This is a genomic window from Shimia sp. R9_3, from assembly GCF_017743755.1.
Classification (GTDB): domain Bacteria; phylum Pseudomonadota; class Alphaproteobacteria; order Rhodobacterales; family Rhodobacteraceae; genus Shimia.
Map to the genome: position 1 here is coordinate 880,701 of NZ_JAGHRP010000002.1, position 18,296 is coordinate 898,996.

13 protein-coding genes, 1 tRNA gene and 1 pseudogene are annotated in these 18,296 nt (G+C 54.4%); 8 read left to right on the forward strand and 7 right to left on the reverse strand.

Going from position 1 to position 18,296, the window contains the following annotated elements:
* From J7412_RS08800 to J7412_RS08810, 3 genes are all read right to left on the reverse strand, one after another.
* Positions 1 to 828, reverse strand: a complete 828-nt coding sequence (locus tag J7412_RS08800) for an ABC transporter ATP-binding protein (RefSeq protein WP_209060296.1) — start codon at positions 826 to 828, stop codon at positions 1 to 3.
* 95 nt (positions 829 to 923) lie between these two features.
* Entirely contained in the window at positions 924 to 1,706 is a 783-nt protein-coding gene (locus J7412_RS08805) for an ABC transporter ATP-binding protein (protein ID WP_209078288.1), read from the reverse strand.
* A 96-nt stretch (positions 1,707 to 1,802) separates the two neighbouring features.
* Positions 1,803 to 2,990 carry an ABC transporter substrate-binding protein gene (locus J7412_RS08810; RefSeq protein WP_209060293.1) on the reverse strand — a complete coding sequence of 396 codons (1,188 nt, stop codon included), beginning with the start codon at positions 2,988 to 2,990 and terminating at the stop codon, positions 1,803 to 1,805.
* 158 nt (positions 2,991 to 3,148) lie between these two features.
* Between J7412_RS08810 and J7412_RS08815 the strand changes: the two genes are divergently transcribed.
* Positions 3,149 to 4,255, forward strand: a complete 1,107-nt coding sequence (locus J7412_RS08815) for a PQQ-dependent sugar dehydrogenase (RefSeq protein ID WP_247743812.1) — start codon at positions 3,149 to 3,151, stop codon at positions 4,253 to 4,255.
* 35 nt (positions 4,256 to 4,290) lie between these two features.
* Here J7412_RS08815 and J7412_RS08820 read toward each other — a convergent pair whose 3' ends face one another.
* Complete coding sequence (locus tag J7412_RS08820; protein WP_209078289.1) at positions 4,291 to 5,292, reverse strand: GlxA family transcriptional regulator; 1,002 nt, start codon at positions 5,290 to 5,292, stop codon at positions 4,291 to 4,293.
* Positions 5,293 to 5,454: 162 nt separating this feature from the next.
* Between J7412_RS08820 and J7412_RS08825 the strand changes: the two genes are divergently transcribed.
* Positions 5,455 to 6,822, forward strand: coding sequence for a 3-deoxy-7-phosphoheptulonate synthase class II (locus J7412_RS08825; protein ID WP_209078290.1), 1,368 nt, complete (start codon positions 5,455 to 5,457; stop codon positions 6,820 to 6,822).
* Positions 6,823 to 6,980: 158 nt separating this feature from the next.
* Positions 6,981 to 7,070: transfer RNA gene (locus J7412_RS08830), tRNA-Ser, on the forward strand.
* Positions 7,071 to 7,434: 364 nt separating this feature from the next.
* Here the strand turns inward: J7412_RS08830 and J7412_RS08835 are convergent.
* From J7412_RS08835 to J7412_RS08845, 3 genes are read right to left on the reverse strand one after another with little or no spacing between them, the layout of a single operon-like run.
* Positions 7,435 to 9,105: a recombinase family protein gene (locus J7412_RS08835; protein WP_209078291.1), complete on the reverse strand. Its 1,671-nt coding sequence runs from the start codon at positions 9,103 to 9,105 to the stop codon at positions 7,435 to 7,437.
* Positions 9,102 to 9,509 (reverse strand): DUF2924 domain-containing protein, encoded by a 408-nt coding sequence (locus J7412_RS08840; protein WP_209078352.1) that lies wholly within the window; start codon positions 9,507 to 9,509, stop codon positions 9,102 to 9,104. Before J7412_RS08840 ends, J7412_RS08835 begins: the two co-directional genes overlap by 4 nt.
* Positions 9,509 to 9,736 (reverse strand): DUF3489 domain-containing protein, encoded by a 228-nt coding sequence (locus J7412_RS08845; protein ID WP_209078292.1) that lies wholly within the window; start codon positions 9,734 to 9,736, stop codon positions 9,509 to 9,511. Before J7412_RS08845 ends, J7412_RS08840 begins: the two co-directional genes overlap by 1 nt.
* 397 nt (positions 9,737 to 10,133) lie before the next feature.
* On the opposite strand from J7412_RS08845, the gene J7412_RS08850 reads away from it, so the two are divergent.
* The 5 genes and pseudogenes from J7412_RS08850 to J7412_RS08870 all read left to right on the forward strand — a co-directional run.
* Positions 10,134 to 10,484, forward strand: a complete 351-nt coding sequence (locus J7412_RS08850; protein ID WP_209078293.1) for a ParB/Srx family N-terminal domain-containing protein — start codon at positions 10,134 to 10,136, stop codon at positions 10,482 to 10,484.
* A gap of 12 nt (positions 10,485 to 10,496) precedes the next feature.
* Positions 10,497 to 11,528, forward strand: a complete 1,032-nt coding sequence (locus J7412_RS08855) for a site-specific DNA-methyltransferase (protein WP_209078294.1) — start codon at positions 10,497 to 10,499, stop codon at positions 11,526 to 11,528.
* Entirely contained in the window at positions 11,515 to 13,317 is a 1,803-nt protein-coding gene (locus J7412_RS08860; protein WP_209078295.1) for a DUF5681 domain-containing protein, read from the forward strand. Before J7412_RS08855 ends, J7412_RS08860 begins: the two co-directional genes overlap by 14 nt.
* Before the next feature lie 374 nt (positions 13,318 to 13,691).
* A pseudogene (locus J7412_RS21830) lies at positions 13,692 to 14,082 on the forward strand (transposase); the annotation flags it as partial.
* Positions 14,083 to 14,894: 812 nt separating this feature from the next.
* The coding region (locus J7412_RS08870) for a peptidoglycan DD-metalloendopeptidase family protein (protein WP_209078296.1) at positions 14,895 to 18,296 on the forward strand (3,402 nt) is incomplete at its 3' end.

Sequence of the window (18,296 nt, forward strand, 5' to 3'; positions counted from 1 at the left end):
TCAGCCCCCCAGGAATGACTTGCGGACTTCGTCGTCCGCGAGAAGGTCTTTGCCGGTGCCGGTGTAGGCATTGCGGCCCTGAACCAGCACGTAGCCTTTGTCGGCGATTTCCAGCGCCTGGCGGGCGTTTTGCTCGACCATCAGGATTGGAATGCCGGTGCGGCTGACCTCGATGATGCGGTCAAACAGCTCGTCCATCACGATGGGCGACACGCCCGCGGTGGGTTCATCGAGCATCAGAACCTTGGGTTGGGTCATCAGCGCGCGGCCTACGGCCACCTGCTGACGCTGGCCACCGGACAACTCTCCGGCCGGTTGGTTGCGCTTCTCCTTAAGGATCGGGAACAGGTGATAGACCTGCTCGATGGTGCCGGAGAAATCATCGGTGCGGATGAAGGCCCCCATCTCGAGGTTCTCTTCCACGGTCATGGAGGTGAAAATGTTGTTGGTCTGCGGCACAAAGCCCATGCCTTTGGCGACGCGCGCCTGCGGGGTCAGATCGGTGATGTCCTCCCCATCCAGTCGCACCGAGCCTTGGCGCAGGTTCAGCATGCCAAAGACAGCTTTCATACCGGTGGATTTGCCCGCGCCGTTTGGCCCCACGATCACGGCAATTTCGCCCGGGTTCACGGCAATGGTGCAGTCGTGCAAAATGTCCGGACCGTCCTTGCCATAACCGCCGGTCATGCTGTCGCCGACCAAAAAGGCATTGGTCGTGTTCATCTCTTTCCCGGTGCCGACCGAGCTCACAAGCTCTCCGCCGCCTTTCGGGTTGGTGATCGAGGCGTCTTTGTTGCCACGATCGTCCTGATACGGGTTCCCCGTCATCCCATCACTCCTCACTGAGCAAGCAGATAACACCGTCAATGCACCGTCGCTTTACCGCTGCAATACAGCCGCGATACCGATGCGATACCGACGTGTTATGCGCTCAGCTGTTCCTTGTTCTTGAGCCCGGTGCCGAGGTAGGCCTCGATCACCTGTTCATTGGCTTTGATCTCATCCAAAGTGCCTTCTGCGAGCACTTTGCCTTCTGCCATGCAGATCACGGGGTCACAGAGGCGGCCGATGAAATCCATGTCATGTTCGATGACGACAAATGTGTAATTCCGCTCTTTGTTCAGGCGGATAATCGCATCGCCGATGGTATTGAGCAGGGTGCGGTTCACCCCGGCGCCCACCTCATCCAGAAAGACAATCTTGGCGTCCACCATCATGGTGCGCCCCAGCTCCAGCAGCTTTTTCTGACCACCGGAAACCTGACCTGCCTTATGGTCGGCAAGGTGTTCAATAGTCAGGAATTCAAGCACTTCGTCGGCTTTGGCGCGCAAGGCGCGTTCCTCATCCGCAATGCGTTTGCGACCAAACCAAGTGTTCCACAGCGTTTCGCCAGATTGCCCGCCGGGCACCATCATCAGGTTCTCGCGACAGGACATGGAGCTGAATTCATGGGCGATCTGAAACGTGCGCAGCAGCCCTTTGTGAAACAGCTCATGTGGCGGCAGGCCGGTGATGTCTTCGCCCGCCATGGTCACACGACCGGACGTGGGTTGAAGGACACCCGCGATAACGTTGAAAAGAGTGGTTTTTCCGGCGCCGTTGGGGCCGATCAACCCGGTAATCGAGCCAGGCTCGATCCGAAGGGTCGCACCGTCAACGGCATGAAACCCTCCAAAGTGTTTGTGAACGTCTTCTACGACGATCATGGCTTTTCCCCCGAATGCACAGTTCTGGCTGCGCCTTATATATGGAGAAACAGCCCGGGCAAGGCCGGGCTGTTTCTGTTTCAAGTCACGCTTTGTTTAGCGATACTTAGCTGTGGTGATCTCGCCGCCGTCAATAACGATTTGGCGGTAGTTGCCAGCCGATTCACCCGGGCCGATCAGCTCAACAGCGGATGCGCCCACATAGTCGACATCCCCGCCACCTGCGATAATGTCGAGAGCTTTGGCCAGCTCACCTGGGTAGATTTTCTCGCCAGGTGCGTTTGCAACTTCCATGACTTTCTCTTTGAAATCAGCAGATTCTGCAGAGCCAGCTGCTTGCATGGCGAGCATGATCAGTGCCGCAGCATCATAGCTTTCCGGAGAGAATGCACCGGAGGAATCAAACGCATCGCCTACGATCTTGCCGTAGTTGGCTGCGCCCGGGCTGTCGGTGCCTGGGAACTGACCGGTCGAGCCTTCGATTTCGTCACCGAAGTTGGCTTGAAGCTGGTCGCCGACCATGCCGTCAGGGAAGTGGAAGGTGTCAAATGCGCCCGTATCGATTGCGGCGCGCACGATGCCGGATCCACCGCCGTCAACGTAGCCTGCGACCACCAGACGTTCGCCACCGGCCGCCGCCAGTGCGCCAACCTCTGCGGAGTAGTCCGCTTTCTGATCTTCATGCGCCGCGCTGATGGTGATTGAGCCACCTGCTGCTTCATAAGCGGAGGCAAACGCATCTGCCAGGCCTTTGCCGTAGTCGTTGTTTACATAGGAAACAGCAACTTCCTTAATGCCTTCTTCCATCAGGATTTCGGTCATCACAACGCCTTGGCGGGCGTCAGAAGGTGCGGTGCGGAAGAACAGGCCGTTGTCTTCGTTGTTGGCGTGGCTTAGGCCCGGGGAGGTTGCCGATGGGGAAATCATCACAACACCGTTTGGCACTGCAACGTTCTGCAGGATCGCGCCGGTGACGCCGGAGCAGTCCGCGCCCATGATCGCTTTGACGCCATCAGAGGTGATCAGACGCTCTGCTGCTGCGGTTGCCGCTGCTGCATCAATACAAGTGGAGTCTGCACGCACAGCAGTTACGCTCGCGCCGTTCAGCAGCTTGCCGCTGTCATTCACTTCTTTGATTGCCAGTTCAGCGCCGTCACCCATTGCTGGGGTGATGGATTCCAGAGGTCCGGTGAAGCCCAGGATGACACCAATTTTGATGTCTTCTGCAGATGCAGCTCCGGCCAGCAATGCGCCTGCGGCGGAGGCCATAAGCAGCTTTTTCATGTTCTTACTCCCTAGTGATTTATTGTTATTCCGAATTGGAGCCTAAGCGCGCTAAAATCAAAAGGAAAGAGGCTGTTGACCAATTTTTCATCATTGGCGGGAGCTTTCCCATAGCAAGCGGCTAGATGCCGAATATTTGCATAATATCAGGGTGTTGCATGCGACTTTTGAGAATGATGATTTGTGTTTCGCTGTTGGGTTTCAGCAGTCCTTTGACCGCGCAGAGCATTCAAAGCTCTCAAGGTCGCATTGCCGTTGAAGCGGTTGTTGAGGATCTCAAGAACCCTTGGGGCTTTGCGTTTCTGCCCGAGGACGGCCTGTTGATCACTGAGCGTGGAGGTCGTTTGTGGCATGTTGCTGCAGATGGCAAACGCACTGCTGTTCGTGGTGTGCCTGAGGCGCATGTTCAGGGGCAGGGCGGGCTTTTGGATGTGGTTGTGGCGCGCAATTTTTCTCAGTCAAGAGAAGTGTTTCTCAGCCTGGCCGTTCGGCAGAAAGGCGGGTCCGGTACCGCTGTATATCGCGGGATTTTGTCCGAAGACGGCACAAAGCTGACAGAGGCCAAAAGGATCTTTGAAATGGCGCCGGGCAGCAGCGGGGGGCGCCATTTTGGTAGCCGCATTGTGGAGGCGCTCGACGGGACTTTGTTCGTCACGATTGGCGAGCGCGGAGACCGGCCTGCGGCACAAGATATCACCCGTCACGAAGGAACGGTTGTGCGTATCGCGCGTACCGGCGGGGCGGTCGGGGACAATCCTTTCCAAAGCCAGGCTGGTGCTCAGCCTGAAATCTGGTCATTTGGTCATCGCAACCCCCAAGGTGCAACGCTCGACGCAGAGGGCCGTCTTTGGGTGGTTGAGCATGGCGCGAAGGGGGGCGATGAGGTGAACTTCATCAAGAAGGGCGCGAATTTTGGCTGGCCTGTTATCTCTTACGGCGCGCATTACTCAGGGGCGAAGATCGGTGTTGGGATAGAAAAGGCAGGTATGGAGCAACCTGCGTTTTACTGGGATCCCTCAATGGCGCCGTCTGGCTTGATGATTTATTCTGGAAAGCTGTGGCCGCAGTGGCGCGGGGACTTCTTCGTCGGAAGTCTGAAGTTTGACTACGTGAGCCGCCTCAGCGGGGCTCCACTGCGGGAAGTCGAGAAAATAAAAGGATCGGCGACCAAGCGTGTGCGCGATGTACGAGAAGGACCAAATGGGGCCATCTGGTTCCTCTCTGATGATAAGGGCACGCTCTACCGGATGACGCCTGCCAACTAGTCGAAAAAGCAGGGGGCGGCTGTCTGGACTATTCGCTACACAGACAGCCGGGCGCTCTGGGAGCCGCGTTCGCGATAGGGCGTTGTCTCGTAGTGCGCCCGATAGCACTTTGAGAAATGGCTGGGTGAGGCGAAGCCACAGGCCAAAGCCACGTTGATCACGCTCATATCCGTCTGCATCAACAGATTGCGGGCTTTCTGCAGGCGCAGTTCCATGTAGTAGCGCTTTGGCGAGCGGTTGAGGTAGCGGCGGAACAAGCGCTCCAGCTGCCGCGTGGACATGCCAACTTCTTTTGCCAGCAAAGAGGGGCTGATCGGCTCCTCAATATTGGCTTCCATCATCTGGATAACCATGGAGAGCTTGGGGTGACGCACGCCAATCCGTGTCGGCACCGACAGGCGCTGCGTGTCCTGATCTGTCCGAATCGAGTTGTAGATCTGTTGATCCGCGACCCAATTGGCCACTTCTTCACCCAGATCCTGCGCGATGATTTTCAGGAACAGGTCGATTGAGGCCGTGCCGCCAGCTGTGGTCATGCGATTGCCATCAGCCGTGAAGACCGCCTTGGAAAGTTCAATCTCCTCAAACTCTTCCGCGAAACTGTCCTGATTTTCCCAGTGAATGGTCGCACGCTTTCCGTCGAGCAACCCGGCCTTGGCCATAGTGTAGGAGGCTGTGCAAAGACCCACAATGGCGGGGCCACGGCGGGCTTCGCGCCGGAGCCAGTTCAGCAAGCGCTTGGTTGTGGCCTGTTGAACATCAGCGCCGCCACACAACACAATCGTGTCATCGCGGTGCAACTCGTCCAAATCTGCGTCAAGTTTCAGTGACGTTCCGGTTGAGCAATTGGTGGTGTCACCACCTTCACCACATAGATTCCATGTGTAGTGCTCACGGCCCAGGCGGCGGTTGGCAAGCCGCAGGCAATCAATCGCAGATGCGAAAGAAAGCAGTGTGAAATTCTCAAGGAGCACAAAAACAAAGCGCCGTCCTTTGACGTCGCCAAGCTCAGAACCGATGGTCGAAGTCTTTGACATCGTTTCCTTTTCCCCGTGGTGAGGGCGCTTTCAAAGCGCCTTGTTTGTTTGGATTTGACGGGGTCTTGGACGCGCCCGTCAAAGTCGGATATTTCATCTATGGCTCTATCACAAGAGCTTTTGTATAAGGTGCCTTTAACCTGTCTAATCGGAGTAAAGACAATGGCAGAATGGCAAAAATCTGACTGGCGCGCAAAGCCCAGAGTTCAGATGCCTGAATATACGGATGAAGCAGAGCTTAAGGCAGTTGAAGCCAAGCTGGCAAGCTATCCGCCGTTGGTCTTTGCCGGCGAAGCGCGCCGCCTGAAAGCACAGCTTGGGGCCGCTTCACGCGGCGAGGCCTTTTTGTTGCAAGGTGGCGACTGCGCTGAGAGCTTTGAGCAGTTCAGCGCAGATGGCATTCGTGACACGTTCAAGGTGATGCTGCAGATGGCGATGGTGCTGACCTATGGCGCCAAGGTGCCGGTGGTCAAAGTGGGCCGTATGGCTGGCCAGTTCGCGAAGCCGCGCTCTGCGCCAACCGAGACTGTGGATGGTGTTGAGCTGCCAAGCTACCGTGGCGACATCATCAACGATCTGGCCTTCACACCAGAATCGCGCATCCCTGCGCCCAGCAAGATGTTGCAGGCCTACACTCAGGCGGCAGCAACGCTGAACCTGCTGCGTGCCTTCTCTACCGGCGGTTACGCGGATGTGCATCAGGTGCATGCCTGGACCCTCGGCTTCACCGAAGGGGAGAAAGCTGAGAAATACCGGGATATGGCAAACCGCATCAGCGATACACTGGACTTCATGAAGGCGGCAGGGGTGACTTCTGATCGCCTGCATACGCTGCAGACTGTGGATTTCTACACCAGCCATGAATCGCTGCTGCTGGAGTATGAAGAGGCGCTGACCCGTCTGGATTCGACTTCTGGCAAATGGCTTGCTGGTTCCGGTCATATGATCTGGATTGGCGACCGCACCCGCCAGCCCGACGGTGCCCACGTCGAGTTCGCTCGCGGCGTTCAGAACCCGATTGGCCTGAAGTGTGGTCCGACCACCACGGCGGAAGACCTGAAGGTTCTGATGGAGAAGCTGAACCCGGAGAACGAAGCGGGCCGTCTCACACTGATCGCGCGCTTTGGTGCGGGCAGCGTTGGGGATCATCTGCCACGTCTGGTCAAAGCAGTTCAGGAAGAGGGCGCCAATGTGCTGTGGACCTGTGACCCGATGCACGGCAACACCATCAAGTCGGCGACCGGCTATAAGACGCGTCCGTTTGACAGCGTGCTGCGCGAAGTGCGTGAGTTCTTCGGTGTGCATAAGGCCGAAGGCACCATCCCGGGTGGTGTGCACTTCGAGATGACCGGCCAGGACGTAACTGAATGCACCGGTGGTGTGCGGGCCGTGACAGAGGAAGACCTCTCTGCACGCTATCACACCGCCTGTGACCCGCGCCTGAACGCCAGTCAGTCGCTTGAGCTTGCGTTCCTGGTGGCCGAAGAGCTGTCAAACAGAGATCGCCCACAGGCCGCAGAAGCTGTCTGATAAGGGTTTATTAGAACCTCAAAAGAGCCGCGCAACTGCGCGGCTCTTTTTTGTTCAGAAATCCAAAAAATACATCATTTTGCCTCTTGCATCCTCCCGACAGTTAGAGGTAAACCCCGCTCCACAGAGAGACGATGACAACATCAACTCTTTGATGCGGAGAGGTGGCCGAGTGGTCGAAGGCGCACGCCTGGAAAGTGTGTAGGCGGGAAACCGTCTCCAGGGTTCGAATCCCTGTCTCTCCGCCACGCACCTTTTTCTCAAATTGGCACGTCCATTTCCCGGAGAATTACTTCAGGATTACCGCGACTTACGAGGCGTCCACTTCCACTGAGACGGACCTGACTAACTCTACTGCGGTCAAATTCGCACAAGGTCTCTGTGGTTGAATTTCGCGGGTCCGTTTTTTGGGGGAGATTTCCCTGTTTTCGGCCAATTTACAAGGAAATCGGGCAAACGGGGTGCCAGCAAATGCTGGTCACTTAAATTTACCGATTATAATTCAATGTCTTATGAGATATTTCCCTAGGGCGCAAAACAGGGAAAATCTTCGGCCAAACAGGGAAATCAAACACCGAAACAGGGAGCTCGCCTGGCCAAACAGGGAGTGGATCACTGAAGAGTATTGAAACGATGCTCTTGGGCCGTCCAATCAAGTGGAAGTGGGCGGCTCAGCAGTGATTTTAGTGTCATCTCCACCGGCTGTGTGCCGGCGATAATCGCGTCTTGTAGCTTGGGAGACAGTCCCGAGAGGTGAATGATCCGCGCCATGTATCTCTCGGACACACCTTCCGATTTTGAGAGCAATTTGAGAGATGTGCCGGTTTTGATTTGATTGGCCCACCGGTGCGCCTTGCGCAGCGCATCAATGAGGGTTGGATCCGGCGCGGGTACGTGTTGACCTGCAATAATCTTCACTTCGACACCCCGACGACGACAGCGGAATGGTTGATGGATTTGTGTAAGATCAGGTGCGAGATCACCCGGCGGAAGGTCAGCTGCCTGTCGCAGAACTTCAGAATCCAGCGTTAGGCTAAGCTGGCTTTGCGAGACAACCCCGGCTGCGACGAGTTCAGCAGCCATAGCAATTCCGCCAGATTTCATTTTGCGGAGATAGGCTTGCAGATTTGCAGCCGCACTCGCGCTGGCATTCGCCTCGGGTTGCGCCAGAATTACGTGCCGATCTGCGCAATTCGAAAGGTGATCGACAATGGCCTCTACGACAGCTGCTTCCAAGGCAGATGCGGGCAGTCGCCAAGCCGATGGATCGGGCCCATTTGAGATCAGCCTATTGGATGCATAATAATGGTGACGTTTGCCATCTTTCTGACTGTGCGTTGGAGTGAGCAGATCGCCGGTCTCGTCACGGAGCTTGCCTTTAAGGGGTCCGTCTTTGCCCACCGGCTCACCCGGTTGAGGACCTCGACGTTTTACGCTTGCGGCCTGCAGCTTGTCCCGAACTCTATTCCATAGATCTTCGTCAATAATGGCTGGGTGGATCCCGGTATAGGTCGCATCTTTATGCCGGATCATTCCGCGATAGACCGGATTGGTCAGGATCTTATGGATATGGCCCACGCTCATTTTGGTGCCGCCTTGAACACGACCTGTCGAAAAGATCCTACGTTTAGATCGCAACCCGAGCTCATCCGCCTTTTGAGCCACATCGCGAAGACGACCGAAGCGAGCATAAAAATTGAAGAGCGTCTTCACGACGTGAGCTTCATCGTCGTTTATCACGAGTTCGCGACGCGTCGCATCTGGATGCGGGTCATACCCAAGTGGACTGAGGCCACCCATCCACATACCTTTCTTCTTCGAGGCTGAGATTTTGTCTCGAATGCGCTCGGCTGTGACCTCACGTTCAAATTGGGCAAAAGACAAAAGCACATTCAGGGTCAATCGACCCATGGAGGAAGAGGTATTGAAGGCTTGCGTGACAGACACAAAAGAACATGCTGCGGCATCAAGGCGATCAACCAATTTGGCAAAATCGGCCAATGAGCGCGTCAGACGATCGATTTTGTAGACAACGACCATATCGACACGCTCTGCATCGATCTCGGCCAGCAAATTGTGCAACGCGGCGCGGTCGAGGGTGCCACCCGAGACACCACCATTGTCGTAGCGCGCGGGCAGCATTTTCCAGCCCTCATGGCGCTGACTGGCAATATAGGCAGCGCAAGCCTCACGTTGGGCATTCAAAGAGTTGAAGTCCTGGTCCAGACCTTCCACCGTAGATTTGCGAGTATAGATCGCGCAGCGGATGGTCGGCTTGCTCATTTACCCTTTGCCCCCGTCAATCCAAAGAAGCGCGGGCCGGACCAATGCGCGCCCGTAATCTCACGCGCAATTGCGGAAAGTGATCGCCAGCTCTGATCCCTCCAGACTAAGCCAGCCTCGATCACATCGACAACGTGGGTGACTCCGTTCCATTCGCGTAAGAGGCGGCCGCCGGGCTTTAGGGACGGGGATGAAGGACGCGACGCCTTATCGACTTTGCCGCGCGCCAGCTTGTTGGTGAGCGCTCGCGACAGTCCGCCATGTCTACGGGTTTGCAACTCGACCGCCAAAAATCGACGCAGAAAGCTTTGGCTAATCCCTTTTGGCGCAGGGTAGCTGAACAAATCCGACCAGGCCGCAATGAGTGCGGCCCGATCCATGGTGTCCAGATCAATCAATTGCATCACACCCGAACCTCTGGCGCGGCCGTAATGCGATAGACTGAGGGACCGCCGTTCCCGAATGGGGGTCGTTCAATTCGATAGTCAGTCAAGCCAAAGCCGCTAAGAACCGCACGGGTCGTATGGGGATGCCAGTCCGTAGCTTTGCAGATCGCCGGGCTTGTCTTGCCAAGCTTGCGGTTGAGTATTGCACGAGCTTTGTCTCTTTTGATTTGCTTGGGTTTGGTCATCATAGCTCTCCTTCAGAAAAGGCGAATGGGAGATCCGCGCGTCGGTACTGAGGAGCGCCCGAATGTTGTTCGGGCGTAAGGGCAGTAACGCTCTATTCAATGCCTTAGTCCAGCTTATTCTCCTTAGAAACGACTGATTATTCGTCAACAGTTACAATTGGTTACATATTTTTCTCTTGCGCATGCCGAAGGGGGCGAATATGCTGCCTATGCCTCATACGGGATTTTCATATCCTGAAAGAAGCACTCAACGGGCCCAAGTGCCCTTAGGGAGCATCACCAGAGGCAATGAACCGGATCGCTGGATCCGGGGCGTTGCTCTATGTGCTCCTGCCTTCTGACCAGCGATCCATGTTTGAGACCCGACGCAAGTCGTCGAATATTCATGGAGGCGAGCATGCCTGCAAAAACGTGTAAACGCACTGCCAATGGCCGCAATCGGCCAATCTGGTGCAGCACAACCATAAACCAGACACCGCTCCCAACGCTTCAGCTCTATGCCAACGCAGTTCGGTTGCACACGGAGGCTGGCCTATTACGGCTGGCGGAGTCGATTGCCGAGTTCGGCTTTGTTGTCCCGGTCCTGATTGATGGAGACAACATCGTTATCGCCGGTCACGGCCGTGTGGAGGCTGCTAAGCGCCTGAAGATGAGGGCGATCCCAACGATCCGGGCCGATCATTTGAGCGCCGCGCAGATCAAGGCCTATCGGATCGCGGACAACAAACTGGCAGACCTCTCAGCCTAGAACGAGGAGGCCTTGCGGATTGAGTTTGGCGATCTGATGGATTTGAGCTCTGCAGGTGAGTTGGAGTTTGATCTGGACATCACCGGTTTTGAGATACCGGAGATCGATATCTTGCTTGGGGGCGCAAGCGAAGCCTCTGAGAATGAATCCGAGACTTTTGAAGAGCCGAGCCAAACAGGACCCACTGTTGCACGTCCTAGAGACCGTTGGCTTCTTGGAAATCATCAGATCTATTGCGGCGATGCGCTCCACACGGACAGCTATCAGGCGTTGCTTGAGGGACAGACCTGTCAAATGATCTTCACTGACCCGCCTTACAATGTGCCAGTCAATGGTCATGTCCGCAGCAGCACTGCCGGCGCTCATCGCGAGTTTGCTATGGCTTCGGGCGAGATGACGGACGCAGAGTTCCGAGCCTTTCTAACGCTTGTGTTCGACCGTTTGATTGCTTGTTTGGATGATGGTGGCATCGCCATGGTTTGCATGGACTGGCGCCATATCGAAGAGCTGATCGCCGCGGGTAAGGTTGCCGGGTTTGAACTCATCAATATCTGCGTTTGGAATAAGTCCAATGGAGGCATGGGCAGCCTTTATCGCTCCAAGCATGAGATGGTGGCCATCTTCAAGAAACCGGGCGCTGCTCACATCAACAATGTTGAACTGGGCAAGCATGGGCGTAACCGGACCAATGTTTGGGACTACGCCGGTGTGAACAGTTTTGGCGCAGGTCGCGATGCTGACCTTGTGGATCATCCCACGGTCAAGCCCACGGCTCTGGTCGGTGACGCGTTGATGGATGTCGGCCATCGTGGCGATCTGGTTCTGGATGTCTTTGGTGGCTCCGGTGCAACGCTGTTGGCGGCGGAAAAGACAGGGCGGCGGGCGCGGCTGATTGAGCTCGAGCCCGAGTATGTCGATGTCGCCATCCGGCGCTGGCAGGAGATGACCGGCCAGAAGGCGGTGCATGCGGTCTCTGGCGAGACCTGGGACCAGCGCGCGACAGGTGTCGTTGAGAATAAGGAGCCGGCCGATGTCAAAGGATAATGAGAAGCCTGATTACGAGGTCGGCTATGGAAAGCCCCCCAAACGCACGCAGTTCAAGAAAGGGCAATCGGGCAACCCAAAAGGCCGCCCAAAAGCGGCAAAGGGTTTTGCCGCCAACTTGAAGCAAGAATTGGAAGACCTGGTCACGGTGCGAGAAGGCAACCGTGAGGTGAAGATGCCCAAGGCCCAGGCGGTTGCCAAACGCCTGGTCGCCAACGCGCTCAAGGGGGACATGAGGGCGCTTGCCATGTTGTCCAAACTTGAAACTGAGTTTGACGCTGAGCTTGAGGCGGGTGTCGGGAAGAGTGGCGCCTTAACGGCACTGGATCTTCGTGACTACGACATCTTGCGCCATCACTTCATGTCGCGCCACATCCGGCCGACACTGCGGAAGACCCCAAGGATAGTGAAGATGACAGCGATTGACCCAAACTTGATGGCGGGAGCGCTCCGGGAGATCGCCCGGACCAACTTCTTCACTTTCGTCTGGAAGACATTCAACACCTTGCATCATGGCCCTGATGCCGGGTTCGAACCCACATGGCATGTTGAGGCGATGTGTCATGAATTGGATCTGGTTCGGCTCGGCGACAGCAAACGCCTGGTCATCAACATTCCGCCACGGTGCCTCAAATCCGTGACCGTGGCAGTTGCATATAACGCCTATCTTCTCGGACATGATCCCAGCGCCAAGATTATCGTGGCAAGTTACGGCCTTGATCTGGCGCGCAAGCATTCTGAAGATTGCCGCAAGGTTATGGAAACGGCTTGGTACAAAGAGATGTTCCCTGACACGCGTCTGGCCCGGAAGGGCAACACCGTAGAGGAAATCCGGACGACCAAAGGTGGCAGTCGCAAGGCCGTGTCGATCGGCAGCGCGGTGACCGGTCATGGTGCGGATTACATCATCATTGATGATCTGTTGAAAGCCGGTGATGCCAGCTCTGAAGCAGAATTGGTCAAAGCGCAGGACTTTATCGAGGGCACTTTGCTGTCGCGGTTAGATAATCCGGCGGAGGGCCGTGTGGTCATGGTGGCACAACGACTGCACGAAATGGATCCGCCAGGCTATTTGCTAGACAAGGGCACATATCGCCACCTCAATCTGCCGGCGATCGCTGAAGATCACGAAGACGTCGCTATTGGACATGGTCGTGTCCACTGCAGACGACCAGGGGATTTGCTGTTTCCCGCCCGGTTGTGCCGCGAAACGCTCGATCGCATACGACGTGAAATGGGCGCTGCAACGTTCAATTGCCAGTATCAGCAAAACCCGATTGCCCCTGAAGGGTCGCCTCTGCGGTGGGAATGGTTCATTACCTACGACCGGATGCAGGACCGGAATTGGTACCAATTGGTTGTGCAAAGCTGGGATACGGCTATGTCTGCCGACCCACGGGCCGACTTTTCGGCCTGTACCACCTGGGGATTCCGGAACCAGACATGGCACTTGCTGGATGTCTGGCGAGGGCAGGTCGATTATCCTGACCTCAAAGCAAAGGCACTTCGACTGGCCGATGACTGGGAGGCTGACAAAGTGCTGATTGAGGATGCGGCAACAGGACGGCCCCTGTTGGACGAGCTCTTTGAGCAGGATCGCCGTCGCTATCGACGTATCAGACCCGAAAGGGACAAAGAGGTTCGATTCCAAAGTGCCTGCGCGCCTGTTGAAGAGGGCAGGTCGCCTTGCCAAAAGAGGCACTCTGGCTGCCTGCCTTTAAGCGTGAAATGCAGTCCTTTCCACGCGGTCGCAATGACGATCAGGTCGACAGCTTCAGCCAGTTTCTGAACTGGTCGAAGGGTGACGGTTTTTATAGGGCACTTGGTCGTGACCATGAAATCAATGTGGCGCGGCGGGATCGGAACGAACGGCAAAGACGGCGGCGATGAAGATGGCATCGTCTAAAACAAGGCGGGTTACACGGTGGCTAACTGATTAAGAAGAGCGTGAATTGCTAGCTGTTGTAAGACTGATTGCATAGATAGTTGATGTTTGGCCGCGCAGGTTTGAGGTCAGAGCAGCTGAGCAGGTCTGCGATACACATTTTTGCTGCATCTCCAACGTGTCCACGGAAAGAACAAACGTATTTCGTGAAAAAAAACTTATAGTTGATCGAAGGCTTCGTTGCTGCGCCAATTCCTGCCGCTGGAAGGGATTGGCTGATGATGGGACCGACGCAAGAAGCACAGGTGAGTTGTTTTATGAATTCTTACTTACGGATTATGTTCCTCAAAACCATCTGCTGCGCTAGATTGATCGGTTCCTTGATCTGGCGAGCATCCGGTGCATCTCGCCGACTTTTAAAGTTAAACGAGCCGCTCTTTGATTGAGCTATAGCTGCTGACCCGAATGCTGTTGGTTGGATATCGCTTCAGCAACCGCTACCAGCAGCGCCTTTGGTGAGAGCTGCATCTGAATCTTGCTTATCGCTGGTTATGCCACCTTGATCTGAATGACCGGGCACCGGACCACTCCATTTTCTAGAAAAACAGGTATGGCCATTCCCTAAAGAGCGAACTGTTGCGTCACCTGGTCGAGACGATGAGTGCGCAGCTTTGCGACATGGCACGCCTGCGGACACTTAGATGGCTAAGATGATGGAGCGCAAGCCGAGAATGCTGACCGCAATTTCCTTAACCAACAAGTTGGCTAGAAAGCTTTGGGCCACGGTCGCGAAAGAATACTACCTGAACCAGGCATTAGCGGTATGCGCAAATGTACACACGTCTGCCTGAGACGATGCTGCCAACATTTGCGGAGATCGGAGAATATTCAGGGTAATGGAGTGAGGCGCCCATTGTCTCGTAGCCCCCTACCTTTTTCAGTTTGAGCTGTCTTTCTTCGACGTCGTCGATTTTCAGCATGCCACACTTCACAAGTATCTCGATAGGCCTCGACTACCCGACAATGCCGGTCTAGGCTCTACCTCTTCTACAATGCGTTTGTGCAAACCTCTTGATTTTTTAAATCTGTCAAAGATAGGTTAATCAAGATTATGTGATTTTGGTCAAATGGTTTGTGCTTCTGAAGCTTATTAACGCGCGATTTTAGCGCACTTCTTGCATTAAATTATCTTTCATTTGGGAACTACTTTGCCGACGGGTTAGCCCATTGGGGTAACTATTGTAAGAGGTTTTACAATGCCAATTAAGGGCGCAGTAAGATTACTTGAACCGTTTCGTCGAAATTTCGAACTTTTGATTACTAAAGCTCCGAGAGGCACTTTGAGCAATACTGGTGCCCCCTACCATGGATGGAACTTCGCTTCAGTATACAGTGTCTCATTCGCTAAGGAGGTTCCACCAACATTTCTAATGTTGGTTGAGTTAGAGACAAAATAGCGTTGCATTAGGGAGACGAGTTTCATGCCTAATCCGATTTACGCAAATCGACCTCGTCATCCACTGGCGAATGGCTTGACGAGCCCACTCAATAACGGGGACGGCTACTATGTTGCGCTTGGTTTCGACGAACCAAATCCGGATTTAGGAGGTCCTTTTCATCTGGGGGTTGACTGGAATCGAGAGGCCGTTGGAGGCACAGATCTAGGGGAGCCAGTTTACGCAATCGGCAACGCGATTGTGGTGTCAGTCGTGTCAGATCAAGACTTCTCGACGAGCGGCTTCGGAAACTATGTGGTTCTGCGTCACGACTTTGCTGAACCAACGTTGTATAATGGGCAAATTATCACCCACGTTCATTCCCTATATGCGCACCTTGATAGTGTTGAAGCGATGTCTGTCGGCCAGCAGATCAGCATTGGACAGCAGATTGGTACGCTTGGCTCTTCTGGTAGTTCCGAAGTCGCGCATTTGCATTTCGAGATTACACTTGGCGACACTTTGCCGACGGTGGATGACGGGTATAATCCTGCTGGAGCTCCGTCGGATTGGGTAGACCCTGTGGCGTTCGTTGATACTTGGGAAGCCGCGACGCAGGAGCCAACATTGGATTGGCAAGTTATCCGCGCAGGTATGCTAGGCGCTTTGGAAGCCTATAAAACCGGGTTAGAAGATTCCGACGGAGAGGACGATCCACTAGGCGGTGTCGAAACCGTTTTTGGGTCTGAAATAAGAGTGCTTTCGGCAGATGATCTGGAAATTGTTTTGGATCCTGATCTTCATAGGTTTAACGAAGCCGGGTTGTATATCGCTAGACCGAATAATCTGGGCTTATTTGAATTTGATCAAGAAACTGCCCAAGGCATTCTGGCAACGACTTCATTTGAGGGTGTTGAGACTCTGTTGTTGTCGTTTCGGGGAACAGATTCTCATGACGCCAATTTAGGCGCAGGTCTCCCCGCCTTTACGGACGGTCAAACGTTTGATGATGAAGGTTCTGTTGCCTTCTATGAGGCGTTTCGTCCGCTGATTGAGGCCGCTAGACAGTACGTACTTGATAATGGAATTGAAAGGTTCATCGTTAGTGGTCACAGCTTGGGTGGAACGATGGCGGATATTTTTACCGTTTCAGACTCCACACGGTTCGAGTACATTCCAGGCTTGGACTTGTCGGTTGTTTCAGTTGCATCAGCAGGTTTTGATGCAGAAATAGCGGAGCATCTATCCATCATAAATTATGATGTGGCGGAAGTTGATATCAAGCCATACCCATTTGAAGAAGATGAGATTATAGGACTGACGACGCCTGACTGGTATGTTGGGATTTCCCACTCACTTGACCGAGTTTCCTTTCCAGAGCGCGATGGCACTAATAACACGCAAGAAGCATTCAATGGTCAAACTCCAAACTCCGCGCTTGAAAGCAATATTGGTTTTTTTGACTTCGGGGGAACCCTCGAAATCGAGTTGCCAAACCACAACAACGCTGATGTCGATTACCAAAGATTTCCTTTTTCTAAAGGTTTCGGACTTCAGCACAACTCGAGCCTGTACTTCAACAACGTTCAGGCACTCCAGGATTCAAATTTATCGGATCTATGGGTGGCAGGGATGCCAATCATCATGGGGCATGGGAGATCGTTTTTTGGGGCGTCTTGGTCTGATGAAACGGCGCACGATGACGGAGTAGTGTTTCCCGCTTTGAATGGAACGAGCCGGGGGGATTATGTCCTTGGCCTTGAAGGCAACGACTCCATCCGCGGTCACGATGGTCACGACCTTATCCTTGGTGGAGATGGAAACGACACTTTGCGGGGTGACACGGGTCTGGACCATATCGATGGCGGCGCCGGACGTGACGTCATATATGGTGGTTTCGACAATGATATTATCTGGGGTGGCAGGGACACAGATGAGCTTTATGGCGAGCAAGGTGCGGACACATTCGTAGTCAACCAAGCGGATTTTCCGTTTATGGGTCAAGATCTCATAAAAGACTACAATCAAGGCGATACTCATACCTATTCAGCTTCTGAAGGTGATGTCATTGATGTATCGAGCATTGTTGGGACTCTTTTCGCGCAGGGCGTGCCAACGTCGAGTTTGATTAAGGTCGAAACATCTCGAAGTGGCGCTGTAAGTCTATATGTCGACCGCGATGGAAACGGGCCTGCCGACTTCTTCCGCGGGGCCATCTTAGAAGGTCTGCCACCTGGCGCCTCAATCGCAGTGAAGCTAGACCCGACGCCTGACTCTATTCCGCAGTTTCTAACTGCACCAAGCGCGCCCGGAAGTTATACCATATCGCCGGCTTCCCGGTCGCTCATAGAAAGCAATGGGTTCATCGATTTTACGGTGACGCGCTCTGAGACTACCTTTTCGGAAGCAGTTTATGTCAGTACGACCGTAGATCGCGGCAGCGCAAACAATGATGACTACGAGCACCTTCTAAACGAACCGCTTGTATTTGCTGCAGGTATCGACACTGCTACCGTAACCATAAACATTCTTGAAGATGGTTCAGATGAAAGTCTGGAGACGTTCGGTCTGATCGTTCAATCATCACCTGATCAGCCCGCGAGCCAATATCTCGCCTCGGCCTCATTTACAATAATTGATGATGACGCGACCGGGTCGTCTGTGACCTTCACCGAGAATAATGACGATGAGTGGATTGTACCCACCGCCGGTGCCGAAATCTTTGATGGTCTCGACGGGACAGATACAGCGACGCTTGATCTCAGAAGTTGGACTGGTGGAATTTCAACTTCGACCAGCTCTGAAACAAGAACATTCTACAGTGGTGATGATAGTTTAGCGTTCACTCGAGTCGAAAACTATTTTGTTATTGGTGGATCGGGAGACGACCGAATTTACACTGGAACCGGGAACGATGGCATTCTTGGCCTTGACGGAGATGACGTCATCGACGGCGGCGCCGGTGTCGATGTCATGGATGGTGGCAGCGGCAATGACACTTTTTTGAATGTTGGTTTCGGGGAAATAGTCGCAGGTGGTGCCGGGATCGATCGAGTGTACTTCGATGTAACCCAAGAGACCTCAGATATTCGGATCAATCTGGCGACTGGTGAAGGTGTGGGCGGGTCCTGGACGGGCATTGAAGCTATAAGTGGCAGTTTAGGTTCTGGCGATGACGAGGTTACGATTGTTGCACGTTCGCAGCAGACAACGCATGAAGTTGATGGCAACGCAGGCGAAGATCACGGGATCGCAGATTTTCGTGGTCTGACTGCCCGGGTGACGACCTCCACTTCAGGGCTCAACACGCGTAGGTATCTCACGAACTCTGATAACGACGACAATATCAGTTTCACCGATTTTGAGCATTTCACGGTGTATGGGGGCGCGGGCGACGATCGCCTAGCCACGTTTGGTGGTGATGACCTGATTGAAGGTGGGGTTGGC